The organism is Amycolatopsis sp. NPDC051071 (assembly GCF_040682875.1).
Taxonomy (GTDB): domain Bacteria; phylum Actinomycetota; class Actinomycetes; order Mycobacteriales; family Pseudonocardiaceae; genus Amycolatopsis.
The window spans coordinates 49,040-70,025 of sequence record NZ_JBFBBY010000014.1 but is presented as its reverse complement, the minus strand read 5'-3'; the positions used below and the strand labels follow the sequence as shown (position 1 = coordinate 70,025).

12 protein-coding genes are annotated in these 20,986 nt (G+C 69.9%); 7 read left to right on the top strand and 5 right to left on the bottom strand.

What is annotated here, in order from left to right:
* The first annotated feature begins 13 nt into the window (after positions 1-13).
* Both AB0M65_RS07470 and AB0M65_RS07465 read left to right on the top strand, forming a co-directional pair.
* Positions 14-1,399 carry an FAD-binding oxidoreductase gene (locus AB0M65_RS07470; protein ID WP_364022931.1) on the top strand — a complete coding sequence of 462 codons (1,386 nt, stop codon included), beginning with the start codon at positions 14-16 and terminating at the stop codon, positions 1,397-1,399.
* Between the two features lie 29 nt (positions 1,400-1,428).
* Positions 1,429-2,691: a class I SAM-dependent methyltransferase gene (locus tag AB0M65_RS07465; RefSeq protein WP_364022928.1), complete on the top strand. Its 1,263-nt coding sequence runs from the start codon at positions 1,429-1,431 to the stop codon at positions 2,689-2,691.
* A gap of 10 nt (positions 2,692-2,701) precedes the next feature.
* Here the strand turns inward: AB0M65_RS07465 and AB0M65_RS07460 are convergent, their stop codons facing one another.
* The 3 genes from AB0M65_RS07460 to AB0M65_RS07450 all read right to left on the bottom strand — a co-directional run bounded on the left by AB0M65_RS07460 (position 2,702) and on the right by AB0M65_RS07450 (position 6,142).
* The gene (locus AB0M65_RS07460; protein WP_364022925.1) at positions 2,702-4,312 is read right to left on the bottom strand and encodes a thiamine pyrophosphate-binding protein; all 1,611 of its coding nucleotides are present in this window, start codon (positions 4,310-4,312) and stop codon (positions 2,702-2,704) included.
* Positions 4,309-5,085: a cyclase family protein gene (locus AB0M65_RS07455; RefSeq protein ID WP_364022922.1), complete on the bottom strand. Its 777-nt coding sequence runs from the start codon at positions 5,083-5,085 to the stop codon at positions 4,309-4,311. Before AB0M65_RS07455 ends, AB0M65_RS07460 begins: the two co-directional genes overlap by 4 nt.
* A 181-nt stretch (positions 5,086-5,266) precedes the next feature.
* Positions 5,267-6,142, bottom strand: coding sequence for a sigma-70 family RNA polymerase sigma factor (locus AB0M65_RS07450; RefSeq protein ID WP_364022919.1), 876 nt, complete (start codon positions 6,140-6,142; stop codon positions 5,267-5,269).
* Positions 6,143-6,238: 96 nt separating this feature from the next.
* Between AB0M65_RS07450 and AB0M65_RS07445 the strand changes: the two genes are divergently transcribed.
* Together AB0M65_RS07445 and AB0M65_RS07440 are read left to right on the top strand one after the other, a co-directional pair.
* The gene (locus AB0M65_RS07445; RefSeq protein WP_364023029.1) at positions 6,239-9,622 is read left to right on the top strand and encodes a TM0106 family RecB-like putative nuclease; all 3,384 of its coding nucleotides are present in this window, start codon (positions 6,239-6,241) and stop codon (positions 9,620-9,622) included.
* A 132-nt stretch (positions 9,623-9,754) separates the two neighbouring features.
* The gene (locus AB0M65_RS07440) at positions 9,755-10,051 is read left to right on the top strand and encodes a hypothetical protein (protein WP_364022917.1); all 297 of its coding nucleotides are present in this window, start codon (positions 9,755-9,757) and stop codon (positions 10,049-10,051) included.
* A gap of 82 nt (positions 10,052-10,133) precedes the next feature.
* Here AB0M65_RS07440 and AB0M65_RS07435 read toward each other — a convergent pair whose 3' ends face one another.
* Positions 10,134-13,196 carry a BTAD domain-containing putative transcriptional regulator gene (locus AB0M65_RS07435; RefSeq protein ID WP_364022914.1) on the bottom strand — a complete coding sequence of 1,021 codons (3,063 nt, stop codon included), beginning with the start codon at positions 13,194-13,196 and terminating at the stop codon, positions 10,134-10,136.
* A 121-nt stretch (positions 13,197-13,317) separates the two neighbouring features.
* Between AB0M65_RS07435 and AB0M65_RS07430 the strand changes: the two genes are divergently transcribed.
* The 3 genes from AB0M65_RS07430 to AB0M65_RS07420 all read left to right on the top strand — a co-directional run bounded on the left by AB0M65_RS07430 (position 13,318) and on the right by AB0M65_RS07420 (position 15,656).
* A complete protein-coding gene (locus AB0M65_RS07430; RefSeq protein WP_364022911.1) occupies positions 13,318-14,187 on the top strand; it encodes an alpha/beta hydrolase in 870 nt (289 codons plus the stop codon).
* Between the two features lie 137 nt (positions 14,188-14,324).
* Positions 14,325-14,843 carry a hypothetical protein gene (locus tag AB0M65_RS07425; protein ID WP_364022908.1) on the top strand — a complete coding sequence of 173 codons (519 nt, stop codon included), beginning with the start codon at positions 14,325-14,327 and terminating at the stop codon, positions 14,841-14,843.
* Positions 14,844-14,966: 123 nt separating this feature from the next.
* Positions 14,967-15,656, top strand: a complete 690-nt coding sequence (locus tag AB0M65_RS07420; RefSeq protein WP_364022905.1) for a sigma-70 family RNA polymerase sigma factor — start codon at positions 14,967-14,969, stop codon at positions 15,654-15,656.
* 150 nt (positions 15,657-15,806) lie between these two features.
* Here AB0M65_RS07420 and AB0M65_RS07415 read toward each other — a convergent pair whose 3' ends face one another.
* A complete protein-coding gene (locus AB0M65_RS07415) occupies positions 15,807-20,756 on the bottom strand; it encodes an RHS repeat-associated core domain-containing protein (RefSeq protein WP_364022902.1) in 4,950 nt (1,649 codons plus the stop codon).
* Positions 20,757-20,986: the final 230 nt, after the last annotated feature.

Genomic DNA, 20,986 nt, shown 5'->3' with positions numbered 1-20,986 from the left:
ATGGCGATCAGGAATGGCTAGCGGCGACAGCGGTACCCGCGCGACGGCTCGATTGGTCCGGTTCGCCGAGCACGACGCACGCGCGGAAGCGCTCCGGGCTCAGCTGGCGGACCTCCACGGCACGATCCGGCTGGCGAAGCGGACGTCGAACCTGTTCCGGTCACGGGCCGCGACGAGCACACCGGGCCTGGACGTCTCGGGGTTCACGCACGTGCTCGACGTCGATCCGCTGGCGCGGACGGCCGACGTCGAAGGCATGGTCACCTACGAGCAGCTGGTGGACGCGACCCTGCCCCACGGGCTGATGCCGCTGGTCGTACCGCAGCTCAAGACGATCACGCTGGGTGGCGCTGTCACCGGGCTCGGCATCGAGTCGTCGTCGTTCCGCAACGGTCTCGTGCACGAATCGGTGCTGGAGATGGAATTGCTCACCGGCGACGGCCGGATCGTCGTCGCCGGGCCGGACAACGAGCACAGCGACCTGTTCCACGGCTTCCCCAATTCGTACGGGACGCTCGGCTACGCGCTGCGGCTGAAGATCGAGCTGGAGCCGGTCAAGCCGTACGTGCGGCTCGACCATGTCCGGTACGACAACACCGAGGAGTACTTCGCGGCGCTCGACGAGGTCTGTCGCGAAGGGTCGGCCGACTTCGTGGACGGGACGGTCTTCGGGCCGGGCGAGCAGTATCTGACCTTGGGTACGTTCACCACTTCCGCGCCCGTGACCAGCGATTACACCTGGCTCGACATTTACTACAAGTCGATCCGCGAACGCGCGACCGACTTCCTGAGCGTGCGGGACTACCTGTGGCGCTGGGATACGGACTGGTTCTGGTGCTCACGCGCGTTCGGCGTGCAGAGCAGGCTCCCCCGGCTGCTGCTGGGCCGGAAGCTGCTCCGGTCGTCGTTCTACTGGAAACTGGTGGCGCTCGACCGCCGGACCGGGTTCGCCGCGAAGCTCCTCAAGCTGCGCGGGCTCCCTCCGGAAGAGACCGTCGTCCAGGACATCGAGGTGCCGCTGTCGCGTGCCGCGGAGTTCCTGGACTTCTTCCGCCGCGAGATCCCGATCAGCCCGATCTGGGTCTGCCCGCTGAAGCAACGACCGGGCGGCCTGAACTCGCCACTGTACGAAATGGACCCCGAGACGCTCTACGTCAACTTCGGGTTCTGGTCCGCGGTGCCACTGGACCCAGGCGAGGAACCCGATACACACAATCGGCTGATCGAGGCCGAAGTGACCCGACTCGGCGGGCGAAAATCGCTGTACTCCGACAGCTTCTATGAGGAAGAAGAGTTCTGGCGGCTGTACAACGGTGACGCCTACCGCAAACTGAAGACGGCATACGACCCGGACGGCCGCCTGCTCGATCTGTACGCGAAATGCGTGCGGCGGCGGTGATCCGGTCCGGGAAGAGTAGAGAGACGAACATGACTGAGACGACGCCCGTCGGGAAGATCTTCGAGCGGTTGCTCGGTCCGAGCGCCGAAGTGTCCATTACCGCTTACGACGGCAGCACGAGTGGTCCGGCCGACGCCCCGGTGTCGATCCAGGTGCGCTCACCGCTGGCGCTGACGTACCTGATGTCGTCACCGGGAGACCTCGGGCTGGCACGCGCCTATGTCGCAGGCACCCTCGATGTGGACGGTGACCTGTATTCGGCGCTGCGCGCACTGGTGGCGCAGGTCGACCAGCTCAGCTCCGCGGACCGTTTGTGGCTGCTGCGGAAACTCGGCCGCACACATCTGCGCCGCGTCGCCCCACCCGCCGAGGAACTGCCGAGCCGCTTCAAACGCGGCCTCGACGGGCTGCGGCATTCCAAGGCGCGGGACAGCAGCGCGATCGCGAACCACTACGACGTCTCGAACCGGTTCTACGAACTGGTTCTCGGCCCGTCGATGGCCTACACGTGCGCTGCCTATCCGTCCGCCGACGCCTCGCTGGAAGAGGCGCAGGCACACAAATTCGACCTGGTGTGCCGGAAACTCGACCTCAAACCGGGGATGCGGCTGCTGGACGTCGGCTGTGGCTGGGGCGGGATGGTCGAGCACGCTGTCGCGCACTACGGCGTCGAGGCGCTGGGCGTCACCCTCTCGCGTGAACAAGCGCAGTGGGCGCAGAAGGACATCGTCACCAAGGGCCTCGCGGACCGCGCCGAGGTGCGGCACCTCGACTACCGCGACGTCACCGAAACCGATTTCGACGCGGTGTCGTCGATCGGGCTCACCGAACATATCGGCGCCCGGAACCTGCCGTCGTACTTCCGTTTCCTCGCCGGGAAACTGAAGCCGCACGGGCGGCTGCTGAACCACTGCATCACCAATCCGGACAGGTCGGTGGCGCACCGTTCGCGCGGGTTCATCGACCGGTACGTGTTCCCCGACGGCGAACTGGAATCCGTCGGCGAGATCGCCACCGCGATGCACGACAGCGGGCTGGAGGTGCGGCACTCGGAGAACCTCCGCGAGCACTACGCCACCACCCTCGGCGCCTGGTGCGCCAACCTCGACGAGAACTGGGACGAGGCCGTCGCCGAGGCGGGCGCCGGGCGGAGCCGGGTCTGGGCGCTGTACATGGCCGCGTGCCGGCTCGCCTTCGAGCGGCGGGAGATCGAACTGCACCAGGTGCTCGGGGTCAAGGTCGGACCGGACGGGGACTCGGGGATGCCGTTGCGGCCGGATTGGGGTGTCTAGCGGTCAGGCCCTAGTGACGGAAGGCTTCGGCGAGCCACCACGAACCGCCGTCGTCGGCGATCTTGGCGTCGATGACGAGTGGCGCGTCCCGTGGCCCGCCGAGCCATTCCGGCACGGCGGCCAGGTCCTCGGCTGACCGCACGGTGATCCCGGTGCAGCCGAAGCCCCGGCCGATCGCCGCGATGTCGGTGTCGGGGAACCGGACCGTGGTCATGTCGGCGTCGCCGAAGTGGTGGATCTCAGCGCCGTACGCAGCGTCGTTGTAGACGATGACGACGAGCGGGATTTTCAGGCGCACGGCGGTTTCCAGCTCGGAGAGGGCCAGGTGGAAACCGCCGTCGCCGACGCCGAGTACCGGTAGACGGCCGGGCTGGGCCAAGGCCGCCCCGATCGCCGTGCCGAGGCCGAGCCCGATGCTCTGGAACGCTTGAGTGAAGCAGAATCCGTTCTCGTCGGGGACGGACAGGTACGCGCTCGGGTAGCCCATGAAGTTGCCTGAGTCGACCGAGACGACTCGTTCCGACGGCAGGATCTCGTCGAGACGGCGGCTGAGTGTGCGGGGATCGATCCGTCCGCCGCCGGAGAGGTCGTTATACGGGACGTCGTTCCACCTTGTCGTGGAGATTCGTGGTCTCTCGGCGTGGTGGCCGCGCCTGCTGAGTTCAGCGTGGACGTCGGCGGCGGTGCTGCCGACGTCACCGACGACGCCGAGGTCGATCGGCCGGTGCGCGCCGAGTGCGGCCTCGTCGACGTCGACCTGGGCAAGGCGAACGTCGGGGCCGAGGAGCCTGCCGTGGCGGGTGGTCCACCCGTTCAGCGCACAACCCCAGCCGACCACGAGGTCGGCGCCGCCGATGAGGTCCGCCGCTCGTGGCGACGAGAAGCCACCCGAGATCCCGATCGAGAAGGGATCATCGTGGAAGAGGCCGTGTGCCACTGCCGAGGTCGCCAGCAGCGCACCGGAGACCTCGGCCAGTTCGCGAAGAGCGGCCGAGCTCGCCCGTGCGCCGCGTCCGGCGACGAACACCGGCCGCTTTGCTTCGGCGAGAAGGCCGGCAAGTTCCGAGACGGCTTCGGCGGCGGGCCGGATCGGCGCCGGACCGGCGATTTTCGGTACCGGCGCGGCCTCCGGTGCCTGCTGGGCCTGGACGTCGAGCGGAAGGTTGAGCAGGACGGTCCGGCGCTGCCGCACTGCCGTCCGGTAGGCGCGAACGGTGTCCGCGACCGCGGTGAGCGCGCTGTGGATCCGCTCGGGCACGGCGCCGACAGCCGTGGCCAGTGCGTCTTGATCGACGCGAAAGTTGGACAGCACGGCTGAAGCGGCGGTGTCCGCGGCCAGCACGATCATCGGCGTGCGGCTCTTCGCGGCTTCGGTGATCCCGGTGATCGCGTTGGTCAGGCCGCAGCCCTGATGGACACTCAGCACCGAGACGCGGCCGCTCATCCGCGCGTACGCGTCGGCCATACTCGCCGCGCCACCCTCGTGTCGTGCGGCGACGAACCGGACCCCGCCCGCCCGCAACGCGTTGGTGGCCTCGAAGTTACCGCTGCCCACGACGCCGAACGCCGCACCCGCACCGAGTTCGGCGAGGGTGCGGCCGACCAGTTCCGCGACGTTCATCCCCGTTCGACCAGCGCGTACACCCGGGCGGGGCTACCGGACCCGCCGACGATCGGAAGCGGGCTGACCACCAGCAACACGCCGGTGGGTGGGAGACTTGCCAGGTTCTGAAGCTGGGTCAAGCCGTGCTTTCCAGCACCCAGAAGGAGTTCGTGGCACGGGAACATCGGCTCCAGAGCAGGAGCCTGTCCCGCGTCGGTGCCCACGGTCTCCACCCCGAACCCGGTGATGGGCGCCTCCTCCGCGAGCCAGCGGGCGCAGTCCGCCGAGACTCCCGGCGTATGCGGGCCGTTCTCGTCGTTGTTGAGGAAGGCTTCCTGGTCGTGTGACCGGACGTCCCAGCCCGTCCGGTAGAGCAACCAGCCGCCGTCGGGCAACGGCCCGTGCTCACGCTCCCACTCGCGGACGTCGTCGATGGACAGCAGGAAATCCGGATCCTCGGCCGCACGGGCCGACGCGTCGAACACCACCGCCGGCGCGACCAGCGTCCGCAGCGGCACCTGCGAGACGTCGTGACCGTCCTTTCCGGACACCCAGTGCACCGGGACGTCGAGGTGGGTGCCGGTGTGCTCGCCGGTGTGGATGTTGTTCCAGTACCAGCGCGGACCACGCTCGTCGTAGCGGCTGATCTCCTCCAGACCGAACGGGATCGTGTTGGCGAACGGCTCCGGCAACTGGAGGATCGGCGTGCTCGCGCTCAACGGCGCGGTGAGGTCGACGACCTCGATCGCGCCGGTGGTGATCGCGGAACTCAGCTGGGCCAACAACGGCATGCCTGCCTCCCGGTGCGACTGGTGTGTCCGCGATCACCTTAGGCGAGTTCCGGGGCTCAAGTACTGGCGCCGTGCTCGCCTGAGGTACAGGAAGGCCCCCTTCCTTGCGCCTAGGTACAGGAAGGGGGCCTTCATGTACTTACGGAAGGTGTGAAGGTCGAGTTCCCTCGGTCGCCTGCCCTCACCCTTCCAACATCGCCAGGTCCAGGCCCTGCAACCGGTCCCGGTCGGCGACGACGTCGATCTCGGTGATCTTCCCGTCCTCGAACGTGAACGCGAGCACCACCGAAGGACGTCCTTCGTCGGCCATCACGAGGCCGACGCCGCCGTTCACCAGGGCGAGTTGCGTGATCTGGGCTCGCACGGAGGCCGCGGCCGCGCCGCGAGCCACCACACCGGCGCCCTGGAGGAAGATCGGCGTGGGTGAAGGGCCGGCGGCCTTGTCTGCGCGCAGGACGACGTCGGGGTGGAGTAGTTCGAGGAGCGCTTCGAAGTCGCCGCCCCTGGCCGCGGCCAGATAGGCGTCGACGACCTGGCGGCGTCGGGCGAGGTCCGGTTCCGTGGCGGCGGAGCGGCCTTGCACCCGGCGGCGGGCGCGGCTCGCGAGTTGTCGCGCGGCGGCCGGGGTGCGGTCGATCAGCGGAGCGATGTCGTCGAACGGCACGGCGAACATGTCGTGCAGGACGAACGCGAGCCGTTCGGCGGGCGCCAGCGTTTCCAGTACTACCAGCATCGCGAGTCCGATCGAGTCGGTGAGAACGGCATCGCGGGCTGGATCGGCGGAGGAGTCGACGGGCTCGGAGGCCACGGCGTCGAGCGGCTCCTCCCGCCGGTGGTCGCGGGAGCGGAGCACGTTCAGGCAGACCCGCGCCACCACGGTGGTCAGCCAGCCGCCGAGGTTCTCGATCTCCCCCGCGTCGGTCCGGTTGAGCCGCAACCACGTGTCCTGGACGGCGTCTTCGGCCTCACTGGCCGAACCCAGCATCCGGTAGGCCACCGCACGCAGCCGCGTCCGGTGCTCTTCGAACCGTTCCGCCAGCCGATCCCGCTCGTCCACCGCACTCCTCGTTCCCGCAGAACCCCCGGGTATATCTAACGACCTCCGGCGTGCCGGGCCCCGTCCGGGCGGGAGTCCATGTCAGACTCCCGGGCGATGTACACCCCGTCCGATCTCGCCGACCTGCTCGAATGCGAGCACCGCAGCGTCCTGAACCAGGCGCTGGCCGCCGATCTTCCGGGGGCGCCCCGGCCGGGCTCGGGGCCGGATCAGCTGGCGGTCACGCACGGGCGCGCGCACGAAGCCGCGACGCTGGACAAGCTGCGCGGCGAGAAGAGCGCCGTCGTCGAGATCGACGAACGCGACCCCGTCGTCGCGGCGAAGGCCACCGAAGAAGCCCTGCGCGCCGGTGCCCCGGTGATCTACCAGGCCGTCTTCCACGACGGCGAGTTCTCCGGCCGCGCAGACTTCCTGATGCGGGACGACGAAGGCCGCTACGAGGTTTACGACACGAAGCTGGCCAGGCACGCGAAGCCCGCGGCGGTGGTCCAGCTGACCGCGTACGCCGACGCCCTGCGCCGCGCCGGGTGGCCGTCCGGACCTCGAATGCACCTGTTGCTGGGCGACCACACCACCCGCTCGTTCCGCGTCGACGACTTCCTGCCGCTGGTGGACCGGCTTCGCGCCCGGCTGCGGGACCGGCCGCCCACGCTACCCGTTCCGCTCTGGGCCGACGAACGCCCCGCTTGCGGCGGCTGCTCCTACGCCCAGCACTGCGCGAGCGCCCGCGAGGCCGACCGTGACCTTTCGCTCGTCGCGGGCATGCGCGGGGACCAGCGGCGCAAATTCGTCACCGCCGGGCTCGGCACCATCGACGCGCTCGCCGAGGCCACGCCGGAAGACCGGCCGCGCGACATCTCGGTGACGTCGTTCACCACGTTGCGCGCGCAGGCCGCGATTCAGGTCCGCCAGGACGCCACCGGCGAGATCGCCTACGAGGTCATCGATCCGGACGCGCTGGCCGCACTGCCGCCGTCCGCGCCCGGCGACGTCTTCTTCGACATGGAAGGCGATCCGTACGCGCTGGCGGGCGAGGGGCTCGAATACCTTTTCGGCGCTGTCACGGCTGAGGAAAGCACGCTGTTCACGCCGTTTTGGGCGCACAACCGGGCACAGGAGAAGCGGGCCTTCGAGGACTTCGTCGACTTCGCCACCGAAAGGCTCGCGGAACATCCCGGTTCGCACATCTATCACTACGCCCCGTACGAGGTCACCGCGATCAAACGGCTCGCGGCCGTGCACGGGACCCGCGAGGACGCCGTCGACCACCTGCTGCGCAGTGGCGGACTCGTTGACCTGTATGCCGTGGTGCGTAAGGCACTCCGGGTCTCGCAGCGGTCGTACTCCATCAAGTATCTCGAACCGCTGTACATGCCCGAGGCCCGCGACGGCGAGGTGAAGACGGCCGTTTCGAGCATCGAGGCCTACGAGGAATACCTGACGCTCAGCGCTTCCGGCGAGACCGAGCACGCGGATGAAGTGCTGCGCGGGATCAGCGACTACAACGAATACGACTGCGTCTCGACGCTGCGGTTGTTCGAGTTCCTGCACAAAGTCCGTGCCGAGAAAGGGATCGCGCTCGCGGAGCCACCGGAAGAGTCCGATGTGGACGCTCTGCTGCGCGAGACCGAAGAGGACGTCGCCGCGCAGAAACGTGCCGAACGCGCGGCGCGGCTGGCCGCTTTGGTCGATCCGCTGCTGGACGGCCTGCCCGACGATCCGGCCGAGTTCACCGGCGAGGATCGCGCCCGCGCGCTGCTGGCCGCGTCCGTCGGTTACCACCGCCGCGAGACGAATCCGGCGTGGTGGGAGTACTTCCGCCAGCTCGCCGCCCCGCTCGGCGATCTGGAGACCGACAACGCCTGCACCGTCCCGATCGCACTGGAAGCCGGGGAGTGGGTGCCGCCCTCGGGCCGCGTCCGCAAAGCCAAACGATCGCTGGTGCTCCGCTGTGACCCGGACCGGCCACATCCCTTCGCGCCCGGCGACGACGTCCGCCTGCGCTACGGGGCCGCCGCGCGGGACGCCAAGGTCGTCTCCGCCACCGCCGTCGAACTGACCCTGGAGGAGAGCAGCGCCCCCGACGAGACCACCGCCGACCGGCCGGTCGCGGTCCTGCCCGGCAGTCCGGTGCGCCCCTCCCCCAAGGACGACGCCGTCGCGGACCTCGCCCGGCTCGTCGTCGACGCGCTGCCGGTGCTTCCCGCTCACCCCGGCGTCGACCTGCTCCGCCGCACGACGCCCCGGCTGCGCGACGACCAGACCCTGCCTGAACCAGGCGCCGACCTGGTGAACACCGTGATCGACGCGGTCGAGAAGCTGGACGGCTCCGCTCTGGCCGTCCAGGGACCGCCGGGCGCGGGCAAGACCTACCTCGCGGGCAGGCTGATCGCGAAGCTCGTCCGCGCGGGCAAGACGATCGCGGTCACGTCGACCAGTCACAAGGCTGTCGAGAACGTACTCTCGGCCGCGCTGAAGAACGCGCCGGATCTGCCGTGCGCGAAACGGGCCAAGCGGACGCCGGATCCGGCAGCGCCCTGGGAGCAGCCGAAGACCAACCCCGCGCTGGTGAAATGGCGTGAGGAGCACGACACCGGACATCTGGTCGGCGGTACCGCGTGGACGTTCGCGAACGCCGCGATCCGCGAAGAGCCGTTCGACCTGCTGATCATCGACGAAGCAGGCCAGTTCGCCCTCGCCGACGCGCTCGCGGTGTCGATGTGCGCCAAGAACCTCCTGTTGCTGGGCGATCCACAGCAGTTGCCGCAGGTCGTACAGGGCACGCATCCCGCCGGCGCCGAGGCCTCCGCGCTCGGGCATCTGATCGGCGAGGCCGACATCATCCCGGCCGAACTCGGCTACTTCCTCGACGAAACCCGCCGGATGCACCCGGCCGTCTGCACGCCGGTTTCGCGGCTGTCCTACGCGGGGCGCCTGCACTCGCATCCGTCGGCGGCCGAGCGCGCGATCGACGGTGTCGAGGCGGGCCTGTACCTCGCCGAGGTCGACCACCACGGCAACACGACACGGTCCGTCGAGGAGGCGGACGCCGTCACTGCCCTGGTCGGCGAGCTCCACGGCCGCGCCTGGACCGACCACGGCGAGCCCCGGCCGCTCGCCGACGAGGACATCCTGGTCGTCGCGCCGTACAACCTGCAGGCCCGCGTCGTCGCGCGTGCACTGGACCAGGCCGGGTATCCCGGCGTCCGGGTGGGCACGGTCGACCGGTTCCAGGGACAGGAGGCGCCGGTGGTGATCACCACGATGACCTCGTCGTCGGCGATCGATCTGCCCCGTGGGCTGGACTTCCTGCTCTCCCGCAACCGCCTGAACGTGGCGCTCTCGCGGGCGCAGGCTTTGGCCGTCGTGGTCTGCTCGCCGCGGCTGGTGGAGGCCGACATCCGCACGGTCGACCAGATGCGCCTGGTCTCGGGAATGCTCGGATTGATGACCGAAGCCGTGCCTTGGCGACCACGCTGAGCCCATGGACTACGTCGGCCAGGTGCCCGCCCCGCCGCTCGATCACGAACCCCGACGAACAGATTCGCCAGACACGCCCTAGGCCGCTCGTCGAGGCTATGGTCGAAGGGAGCACGAAGGACGGAGCAGACGTTGAGCGAGAACAGTCCGGAAAAGAACCCGGCGGTGATCGACGCCGAGATCGTCGAGGAGGCCCCTTCGGCCCCCGTCGAGGTCCCGGACCCGGACTACAGCGAATCCGGGGTGCCCTCGTTCGATCACGTGCGCGACCGGATCGAGCAGCGGTACACGACGTCGCTGGGCTCGACCGAGCTCGCCGGGATCGGTGGCAAGGAGGACGTGGCCTCCCTGGACAAGAAGATCGCCGACCGGGACAAGGCCGCGAAGGACAAGCTGGCCGAGATTCGCCGCGCCATGCGGGAGCAGTGAGCGGCTAGGGCGTGTCTGGCAAATCTGTTCGATGGGGTTCGCGCCCAGGCGGTCCCCATCGAACAGATTTGCCAGACACGCCCTAGCCCAGTGCTTCGAGGGCGGCTGCCGTCCAGTGCGGCGAACCCGCCTTGACGGCGATGGCGTACGCCTGCCGGTAGTGCCCGGCGGCCTCCTCGTGACGGCCGAGGGCGGCGGCCAGGTCGCCGAGGTGGTGCGCGACCGGCCGGAGGGTGAGCATCCCGCTGCCTGCCCCGGCGATCTCACCGGCGGCGGGCAGGAGTTCGGCGTAGAGGCGTTCCATCGTCGCCCGGTCACCGAGGTCGATCGCGACGACGGCACGCAGGCAGGTCCGGGCTTCGTACAGCAGGTCGCGGGGCGGGTCCTCGATCAGCGGTATCGCTTCCGGCGGCAGCCCACGCTGGATCCGGTCGCAGCACAGGGCGAGCGCGAGGATCCCGTTGTCCACTCCGGACATCGCGGTCCCGGCGAGCCCGGCCGCCGCGGTGCGGTAGGCGGCCTCCCCGCCGGCGCCGGTCATCGCGGTGCGCGTCGCGCGATACCACCGGGTGAACACGCCGACGAGCGGATTGCCGTGTTCGTCGCCGAGTTCGTCCGCCGACGCGGCGTGCCGATCCGCGGCGGCGAAGTCCGCGAGAGCGCTCTTCGCCTGCATGAGCACCAGATGCCCGAGGATCTCGAAGGTCACCAACCCATGGCGTGCGGCCAGATCGACGAGTTCCGCACCGATTTCGGCCCGTAGCGGCGCCAGTCCGGCGCGCTCGAAGGACTGCAGGAACCGGGCGTTGAGCGCGAACGCCAGCAACGCCGGGTCGCCGAGCCGTCGCGCGAGTGCTTCGGCTTCCCGCGACGCTTCCCTGGCGCGTTCCCCGCCCGCGTTCCGCAGTTCGACCGCGAGTGTGGCCAGCAACCGGCATCGTTCGGCCACCCGATCGGCCGGCAACGCGGTGAGGGTCCGTTCGACGGCGTCCGCGATCCGGGTGGCGAGCGCGGGGTCGTCGCTCTCGGTCCAGAGCGCGGGGACGTCGAAGGCACCGATCACCCGCGCGGTCAGGACGGGATCGGCCTGCTTTTCGGCCAGTTCCAGCGCTTCGGCCCGGTGCAGCCGGGCCTGGCCGAGGCCACCCGACACGGCCGACGCGCGTGCCTTGCCCATGATCAGCTCCAGCCGCGTTTCGACGCCGTCCGCTCCGGACCGGTCGTATGCGGTGAGCGCGGCCTCCCAGAGCCGAGCGGCTTCGCTTGCGGCGAAACGACTTTCGGCTTGTTCGGCGGCGGCACGCGCGTAATGCGCGGCACGGTCGGCGTGTGCTTCGGAGAGCACGAAATGGTGCGCCAAGGCGTCGATGTCGTCCGGACGCAGGCTTTCCAGCGCTTCGGCGATCTTGCCGTGTTCGCGGGCCCGGCGGGAGCGGGAAAGGTCGTGGTAGAGCGTGTCCCGCACGAGAGCGTGCGCGAACCGGAAGCGGCGGGGCGCGGGTTCGGTCAGGAAACCATGCCGGGCGGCGATTTCGACCGCGTCCAGCGCGGCTTCCCCGGCGACGGCTTCCAGTAACTCCAGCTCGACGTCGGTGCCGATCACCGCTGCCCGCCGCACCACGTCCCGGGCGGCCTCCGGCAGGCCATGGACCCGGTGGCGGACGACGTCGCGGACGCCCGGTGGCACCGCGTCCAGTGCGGCGGCGCCCTCGGCGGCCAGCAGACGGGCGAGTTCCCGGACGAAGAAGGCATTCCCGCCGCTGCGGCGGTGGATCACCGCGGCGGTCCGCTGGTCGACGTCCTCGCCGGTCGTCGCGTGGACCAGTGCCGCGACTTCGGCCGGTGCCAGTCCGCCGAGGTAAATCCGCACCGGTTCGCCGCGTGCGGCCCGGCCGAGGAAACCGGCCAGTGGCAGGGGAAGGTCGGTGGCCCGGTAGGTCGCGACGATCAGGATCGGCCCGCCGACCGGCTCGGCGAGTACCGACGTCAGCAACGCCAGCGTCTCCTCCCCCGCCCACTGAAGATCGTCGAGTACCAGCAGGAGCGGCGTGGCGGCGACCAGGTAGGACGTGACGGCCTGATGCCATCGCCACCGAGCCGTCGCCTGGTCCTCGGTGGGCGCGGGGCCGTATCCGGCGTCCGCCAGCGTGGTCAGGATCCGGCTCCATGCCCAGGCGGGCGGCAGGCCCTCGTCGTCGGGGTTGTTCCCCCAGGCCGTGGTCCAGCCGCGTGCGGCGAGCCGGGCGGTGCACGCCTCCGCGAGCGCGGTCTTCCCCACGCCGGGATCGCCCGAGATCAGCACCAGCCCGGACCGGGTCGCGGCTTCCTCCAGCGTTGCCAGTTCCACGTCGCGCCCGACCAGCGGCCGCGCGGCCGGTTTCGGCGCGGAAGGCGCCAGCCGGGGTGCCTGCGCGAGGATGCCGGCCTCCAGTTCACGCAGGCCCGCACCCGGGTCGACACCGAGTTCGTCGGCCAGCGTCCGCCGTGCGGTGCTGAGCACGGCCAGCGCGTCACCCTGACGGCCGGAGCGATAGAGCGCGAGTGCCAGCAGCCGGGAACCGTTCTCGCGCAACGGATACTCACGCACCTGGGGTGCCAGGCCGGGCACCGCCTCGGCCGCCCGGCCCAAGGCAAGGAGCGCCTCGGCACGGAGTTCCCGTGCGAGCAGACGAAGTTCCTTCAACCGGACGACTTCGCCACGCGCCCAGCCCTCCTCGGCGAATTCGGCATACGCGGGCCCACGCCACAGAGCGAGCGCTTCGTCCACTTGCGACAGTGCGGTATCCGGCCGATGGGTGTCGATCAGCGCCCGGCATGCGGTGACAGCGTCCTCGAAGTCCCAGGCGTCGACGGAGTCCGCGCGCAAGGCGTAGCCGCGGGCGACCGTGACGAGCAGCCGCGCGGGTTCGCGGGGCGCGCGGTCCGGCTCCAGCGCCCGGCGCAAGGCACCCACGAAGGTCTGGACGGCGCCGACCGCTCCCTCGGGTGGCCGCTCCCAGAGGTCGTCGACCAGGCATTCCACCGGCACGACGCGGCCACGGGCGATCAGCAGCCTCGCCAGCACCGCGCGGTGCCGCGGGCCCTTGAGCGCGACGTCGCCGCGTTCGTCCCCGGCCACGAGCGGGCCGAGCACCCCGAACCGCATCGCCACCTCCTGGACCGACTGACAGCGATCATCGTGCCCGGCCCGCTCAGCAGGCGCTGACCGGGCGCTGATTCGGGCCGGGAACGCTGGTGACGACCTCGAAACGAGCGGAAAGGCACTCATGCGCATCACCGGATTCGACTACCAGCGCGTCCCCGTGGCGGACGGCGTGGCACTGAACGTGGCCGTCGGCGGGACCGGCAGCCCGATCGTGCTGCTGCACGGCTTCCCCGAGACGCACCTCATGTGGCGGCACGTAGCGGCGGATCTGGCGGCCGACCACACCGTACTCTGCCCTGACCTGCGGGGATACGGTGCGAGCGACAAGCCTGCGGACACCGGCTCGACGTACTCGAAGCGTTCGATGGCGGCCGACGTCGTCGCCGTCGCGAAAGCCTTCGGCCACGACCGGTTCGCCCTCGCCGGACACGACCGCGGCGCGCTGGTCGCGCTGCGGGCCGGACTCGACCACCCGGACGCGGTGAGCCAGCTCGCGATCCTCGACGTGCTGCCGACACTGGACATGTGGGACGTACTGCACGGCGCCAGCGCGGCCGTGGGCTTCCACCTCTACCTGATGGCGCAGCCGCCCGGCCTGCCGGAACAGCTGATCGGCGCCGCACCCGACGCGTTCTTCGGCCACTTCCTCGACGCCTGGATCCAGCGGGGTGACGCGATCCCCGCCGACGTCCGGGCGGCGTACCTGGAGGCGTCGCGGAACGCGGTGACGTCGATCGTCGCCGACTACCGCGCGTCCGCCGGTATCGACGTCGAGCACGACGCGGCGGACCGCGCCGCGGGCAACCGGCTCGCCATGCCGCTGACCGTCCTCCAGCAGGACTGGGGCGCGGCACTCGGCTACGACGCCGTCGCGCTCTGGGAGGCGTGGGCGACGGACCTAAACCACCGGACGGTCACGTCGGGGCACTTCATGGCCGAAGAGTCGCCATCCGAGGTGGTGAAAGCGCTGCGGGACCTGCTCACGCGCTGACGCGTCCATCGGCATGGGCCGGGTGGCGCAATCCGTACCCCCACCCGCCGCAACCTGACAGGCATTCGTGTTTAGCCGGCGCCATCCGGGGGTAGGCGGGGATTCGGACTTCCAGCATCACCGACGAGGGGCCCGACATGAAATCCAGCAGACGACCGGCAACCACCGTTGCCCGCGATCTGTTGTCCCTCACCAGGTCCGGTGAAGCCGACCGGCTCGCCACCGCCCTGGTGTCCACCGCTTCCTCTCCCCATTGCGAACCGGCGTTCGGCGACATCGTCGAACGGCTGGTCGACACGTTTTCGCTGGCGACGAAGGACCGCCGTCGCTCGCTGAACATCCAGGAGCCGTTCCGGCTGCGGCTGCGGGACCCCGCGGGCGCGACCGTGCCGCCGGACCGGCTCGATCCCGGCGTGCGGGCGATCGCCCGCGCGATCGCGGCCAATATCCGCGACGACCGGGCCGCTTGCGCCGACGGGATCGACGAGGCCTGCGAGAACACCGATCTCGCCCAGCGGATCCGGGTACTCGCGCATTGCCTCGTCTGGACCACCGACCTCCTCCGGACCGACGACACCTCCTATCCCCCGGTGCTCTCCTGCTTGAAGGGATCCACCCCCCGATCGTCCACAGTAGACATTGCGCGGTTCGGATGACTTCCCGCCGGACGTGTGGACAGCCCTTGCGCGACACGGCAAGCTGGATAACCGCGCACGAAGTCCAAGTCCCCGATGACGGGCGCACAAACGCGGCCAGCCCCCGAATCGAGGAGTGCCGACTTGGACGAGGTAGCGCCATCGACGGTCCCCGCGGACTCCCGCGCCGCCGCGACGGCGGGGCGGTTGCCCAACCCGGACAGCAGGCTGGTCCGAGCGGCCGTCGCCGGTGATCCGGATGCGGTCCGGGAACTGGCCCGTTTCCTTTCACCACACGTGTTCCGTTACTGCGCGGGCAGGGTCGGCCGCGGCGGAACGGGTGCTTGCGACGCACAGGACTGTGCGCAGGAGGTGCTGCAGGCGGTCTTGATCGCGTTGCCCCGCTACCGGTACCGCCCGGATCGGTTCCTCGCGTTCGTCTTCGGGATCGCCGGGCACAAGATCGCCGATCTCCACCGGCGCCGCTCGCGCGAACCGGTCGCCTGCGTCCCGGAGATCGCCGACGGCCTGACCGGCTGGGCTCGCCCCGACCCTGACGACCTCGAACGGCTGGAGCACCGGATGCAGGCCGGGGTGCTGCTGGCCAGGCTGCCGATGCCGCATCGGCAGGTGCTCGCGCTCCGGTTCGTGTTCGGCCTTTCGGCGGAGGAGACGGCCGAGCGGCTCGGGCTGCCGAGCGCCGGCGCGGTCCGCGTGGCCCAGTTCCGGGCTTTGGCGCGACTTCGTTTCCTGCTCACCGAACGGAACGCCCGGTACACGGCCGATGTCCCGGACACCGGAAAACCCGCCGCACCGGAGCTCGTCCCGGTCTAGCACCGTCCACTTCGGACCGGGGCGGGAAAACGGCCTGGTTGTCAGACACGCTCACCACCCGAAACCGGCCTTTCGTCGCATCGTGATAAAAAACGGCCGGAGGACGAGTACGTCGCGCTGGAAGCGGTCCGGCCGGCCGACTCGAGGTAATCACCTCAGCGGCGGATCGAACTTGCCGCTGATCGTGTCCATCTTCGTTCCCACCGGCGGGAAGTCCGTCAGGAAGCCGGGCTTCATCCGGAAGTCCATGAACGCCTGCAGGTCGGGGGTGAGGCCCTTGTATTCGGCGTTGAGGACGACGTGGTCCCGGATACCGCGCTCTTCCGGGTTGACCGCGTCCTTCCACTTGACGTTGTCGCTGGCGGTGACCGAATAGTCCACCTTCAAACCCTGGGTCTCTTGGCGGAATTCCGCCGGGGTCTTGTTGATGCCCAGATCCCGGAGCTTGCGCTCCAACTCCGCGTCCCGCATCTTGCCGACGGATTCCTTCACCTGGTTGATCTTGATGTCGGCTTCCTTGAGCTTCCCTTCGAAGTTGCCCGACATCTGCGCGTTCGCCTTGCGGGACAGGATGGTCATGTTGTCCGCGGTGCCGGAGCCGCCGAGCTTCTGGTTCTGCAGGTGCCCCTTGATGAAGTAGCCGTTGGGATGGTCGGGCTTGTACCCGATCTTGTCGTTCGGGTCGGCCGACCGGAGCTTGTCGAGCTCGGCCCGCAGCCGCGGGTCGTAGTTCGCGTGTCCCTTGCGGTTGAGCGCGTCGGAGTCGGTGAGGTGGTTGCCCGCGGGCTCTGTCCCGCCGGGGTACTCGCCCTTCCCGGATCCGTCGAGTGTCCCCTTGCCCTCCTTGCCGCCGCCCTCCATGACCGGCCGGTCGGAGTTCCCGTGCGGTTTGTTGTCCTTGCCGGTGAGCGGGGGCTCCCACCTGCTCAAGTTGGGTTTCTTGGCGGAACCCGTGCCGTTGCCCGCGTTCCCCAGGTTCGGGTTCTGGTTCGCCGGCTTCCGCTTGGCGCCCGCGCACGGGGCCGGGGCGTTGAAGGTGGCGTCGTCGTCGAGGTAGGCGTACGGGTCGTCGGCGTAGCTGGCGGGTGCCTTGCCCGAGTTCCTGGTCAGCCCGAGCGGGTCGGCTTCGAGGAACGGGTCTCCGACGTAGGTCTCCGGATTCGGCGCCGGGGTCAGGCCGAGCGGGTCCGGCGAGATGTACCGGGCGTTGGCCGGGTCGTAGTAGCGGAAGACGTTGTAGTACAGGCCGGTTTCCGGGTCGTGGTATTGGCCGGGGAACCGCAGCGGCGTCTCCGGCCGGGCGCCGGGCACGGTGAGCCCCCAGACGCTCGTCCGGATCGGGCCGGCCGTGCCGGTGGCCGGGCTGACCAGTTCGGTCGGGGTGCCGATCTCGTCGGTGATCACCGCGAAGACCTCGGTGCGGCCGTCGGGCAGGGTGCGTGCCTGCGCCACCACCCGATCCTCGTCCGGATGGTGGATCCAGGTCAGGGTCTCCACCAGCGCGCCACCGAAGCTGTGCCGGGCTTCGACGAGACTGTTGCCGTCCCACTCGAAGTCGACCCGTTCGACGACCACACCCGCGGGGTCGAACCGTTCCTTGGCCACGCGCCGGTCCAGCGCGTCGTAGCGGTACCGCCACCGGGTGCCGTCCGGGGTGCGCACGGCGACCAGATGGTCGTGCGCGTCCCAGCCGAACACCCAGGTCAGCTCGGTCCCGTCCGGAGCGGGCAGGGTCCGCCGGACCAGCCTGCCCTGCGCGTCATGGGCGTAACGCACCGCGCCCGCCGCGAGAAGCACGCCATCGACGTACTGACGCGGCCCGGACTCGGGTCCGGTCCCCGGCGAGGACGAGGCCAGATTGCCGAGCACGTCGTAGGCGTAGCGCTCGGCGGTGCCGTGATGAAGCGCGGCGGTGACGCGGCCCGCGTTGTCGAACTCGTACCGCACTCCGCCCGCCGGATCCTCCCGGGCGGCGATGCTGCCGTCCGGGCGCCGGTGGTAGCGCTTGACCCCGGCCGGCGTGTGCTGCGCGACGAGCCTGCCCGCCGGGTCGAACTCCTGTCGCAGCACCGGATTCGGCCCGGCGGAGAGGTCGACCGTGCGGCCGTCCGCGTCCTGGCGCAGGATCAGCTCGGTGTCCGCGATCCGCAGTGTTTCCGCGCCGTCCCTGGTCTGTCCCCATTGGACGTCCACTCCGGACGGAGTACGCCTGGTCTTCGCACCGTCGCCGTAGCCGTAGACGGTGGACCCGGCCGCGGTGGTCTGGAGCGTGACCCGGCCCGCGTCGTCATGTGCCAGCTCGAGGAACCCGTCCGGGCCGGTGGCACGCACGAGGCGACCGACCGGGTCGTAACGGTAGGTCTCGGTACCCGCCGGGCTGATCCGCTCGATCGGGTTACCCAGCGGGTCGTACCGCCACTCCACGGTTTCCCCGGCCGGACCGGTGAGCCGGACCCGCCGTCCCACGGCGTCGTATTCGCACCGCGTGACCCGGCCGGCGAAATCCTGCTGGGTGAGCAGCCGTCCTTCGGCGTCGTAGGTGTAGTGCCAGGTCTGCCCGGCGGGATTGGTCACGGCGACGAGCCGCAGCTCGGTGTCGTAGCGCCAGGTGGTGCGGGTCCCGGCGGTGTCGATCGTGGCGGTGATCGTGTCCATCGGGCCGTTCTCGGTGCGGGTCACCCGGCCGAGTTCGTCGGTGTGGGAGGTTTCCTCGTTCTCGCCGTCGAACGTCCACTGCTGCCGGATCCCGTTGGGGGCGACGACTTCCCGCAGGGAGCCTTCGACCGTCCACGCGTACGCGGTCCGGCCGCCCGCCCCTTCGATCGCACGCGGCCGTCCGAACAGGTCGACCTCGATGCGGGGCCCGGGGCCGTCCGGGGCGGGCTCCTCGCCGTCCGTGTCCTCGAGGTGCTGGTCCTCGGTCACGCCGAGCGGGTCGGTGTAGGGATCCGGCACGTTCGGGGCCGTGTAGCGGCGCCGGAACACCTGCTCGCCGTCGGCCACCTCGATCACCAGCTCGGTGTGGGTCCATTCCGTGATCAGTACCCGGGACCCGTCCGGGCGGAGCACCGAAAGGAGCCGCCAGTCCGCGTCGTGCTCGAACTCGGTCCGCCTGCCGAGGGGATCGGTGCGGGAGAGCAGTTCGTCGCGCGGACCGTACTCGCTGCGGGTCACGCCGCCGAGCCTGTCGGTCAGTGCCGCGATGTTCCCGTTCTCGTCGAACTCGTACACCGAGCGCCGTCCGAAGGAGTCGGTGACGGTGGTGCTCCGCTCGCCGAAGCTGAGCGCGGTGTCGAGGTAACCCTGGTCGCCGATGCCCCGCACACAGCGGCCGCTCTCGTCGTAGACGTAGCGGTACCAGGCGCCGATATGGTCGGTCCAGCCGGTGAGCCGCCCCTCGGCGTCGTGGCTGTAACGCGCCGGGCGGGGCGAGGAGTTGGTGCGGACGCTGAGATGCCCGTGCGTGTCGTAGTCGTACCGCGCGACGAGCACTTCGGCGGCTTCGGACAACGCGCGGATCGCGCGGATCCGGCCGTCGGCGACGTCGAAGGCGATCCGGGCGCCACCGGAATGCGTGAGCACGGAAGGCGCGTCGTGCTCATCGCGGTCCAGCTCGACGTATGACCCGTTTTCGGCGCGGATGTCCTTGAGCAGGAACAGATTCGGGTCCCCGCCCGCCGGGGCGAACCGGCGTTCGGTGCCGCGCCCGGGATCCGACAGGAAGTACACGGCACCTTCGCCGCGCAGCCGGCGCGGCGGGCCGTGCAGTGCCACGGCCTCCGCCCCCGGCGCGGGGACCGGGAACCTCAGGATCATCGCGTCGGAGGCGTAGTAGGTGACGGTCCCGTTCGCGATGATCAGCCGTTCGTCCACCAGCGACGTCCATGAGGCCCCGAACCAGCGCCCGCCCCGGTAGGACGAAACGTGGTTGCGGACGACGAGCTGCCCGAGCGGCCCCGGCACGACCAGATCGCTCTCGGTGACCAGGACGTCGCCGCTCTGGACGTCGATCGGGTCGCCGCTGCCGTCCTTGCAGCCCGGTTCCTTGGTCTCCTTCGGGTCCCGTTTGCCACCGCCACCGCCGCCCTTCGCGCCGGAAGTCGTGGTCGAGTCGTTCTTCGGTGGCCCGTCGGGACCACGCGTCGTGTCACCGGGCGGGTCGTTCTTCGGCGGCGGGGGCTGCTCGCCGGGCGTTTTGGGCGGCGGGTCGCCCTTCGGCGTCGAATGGTCACCCGAGGGCGTGGTGGAGCCGTCCCCGTCCCCGTCCTTGGGCGGCGGGCCCTTCGGCTTCGTGTCCAGGTCTTTCGGCTTGCCCGCCGGCTTGACCTTGCCGCCCTTGATGTTCTTCAACGCCTTCGCGGCGTCGGCGAACAGGTCACCGGCCTTCTTCAGCAACGGGACCAGCGCTTTGAGCGCTTTGATCAGTTTCGTGGTGAGGTTGGCGATCTTCGACGCCGTCTTCGCCACCGCCGCCACCACCTGCGGCACCACCCAGGTCAGCCCGATCCCGAGGGTGAACACCACCTGCAACGCCCATGAGATCAGGTGCCCGATGAGTTCGGCGATGATGTCGCGCACCAGTGCCCGCACCGCGGCGACGACTTCACCGGCGGTCTTCACCCCCGACGAGGCGCCTTCGGAGCCTTTCTGCGCCGACTGGATCACCGTGGCGGTGTCGGTCGTCTGCTTGCGGTAGGCGTCGGCGGCTTCGCCCTTCCACTCCGCCAGGTCCTTCTTGACCGCGGCCGTCAGCTCCTCGCTGACCTCGCCCAGTTCCTTGGCCACGTTCGCCCAGGTCTGCGACTGCGCCTGGATCTCGTCCGCGTTGCCCGCCAGCGCGTCCAAGGCCTCCTTGAGCGGCCCGACGTGCTCCATCAGCCAGGCCACCCCGGCCGCCAGGATCGCCCCGAACGGGTCCAGCGCCATCGACAGCGCGTCCAGCGCTGTCCCGACCGCGCCCATCGCGACACTCGCCCAGTCCCCGGACTCGATCGCCGACTTCAGCCCGTCCGCGCTCTCCAGCAGCGAAACGCCGGTGAACCACTTCGTCGAATCCTCGGTGGGCGCGATCAGCGGGTTGGACACGGTGACTTGCCTCACTTCGGAAACGATCAGGACGGGAGACGACAACCTTGTCATTCAACCATCGAGACCAGTAGCGGGCTCAGAGGCTCGCTCACGATCGCCGTTGTCAGGGGTGCCGCTCCGGCGCCATGTCCGCGTCGATGATCTCGCGAGGTCCAGGAGTGTGCCCGAGACCGGGCCGCACGGAATCGCCCCAACCCCAGCCTTCCCGGGGCCACGGGTCGTCGGTTGCCGGGGACCGTGTG

Coding starts and splice junctions, on each gene's coding strand:
- AB0M65_RS07470 (WP_364022931.1), top strand. CDS start 14: ATGGCTAGCGGCGACAGCGGTACCCGCGCGACGGCTCGATTGGTCCGG.
- AB0M65_RS07465 (WP_364022928.1), top strand. CDS start 1,429: ATGACTGAGACGACGCCCGTCGGGAAGATCTTCGAGCGGTTGCTCGGT.
- AB0M65_RS07460 (WP_364022925.1), bottom strand. CDS start 4,312: ATGAACGTCGCGGAACTGGTCGGCCGCACCCTCGCCGAACTCGGTGCG.
- AB0M65_RS07455 (WP_364022922.1), bottom strand. CDS start 5,085: ATGCCGTTGTTGGCCCAGCTGAGTTCCGCGATCACCACCGGCGCGATC.
- AB0M65_RS07445 (WP_364023029.1), top strand. CDS start 6,239: ATGTACACCCCGTCCGATCTCGCCGACCTGCTCGAATGCGAGCACCGC.
- AB0M65_RS07435 (WP_364022914.1), bottom strand. CDS start 13,196: ATGCGGTTCGGGGTGCTCGGCCCGCTCGTGGCCGGGGACGAACGCGGC.
- AB0M65_RS07430 (WP_364022911.1), top strand. CDS start 13,318: ATGCGCATCACCGGATTCGACTACCAGCGCGTCCCCGTGGCGGACGGC.
- AB0M65_RS07425 (WP_364022908.1), top strand. CDS start 14,325: ATGAAATCCAGCAGACGACCGGCAACCACCGTTGCCCGCGATCTGTTG.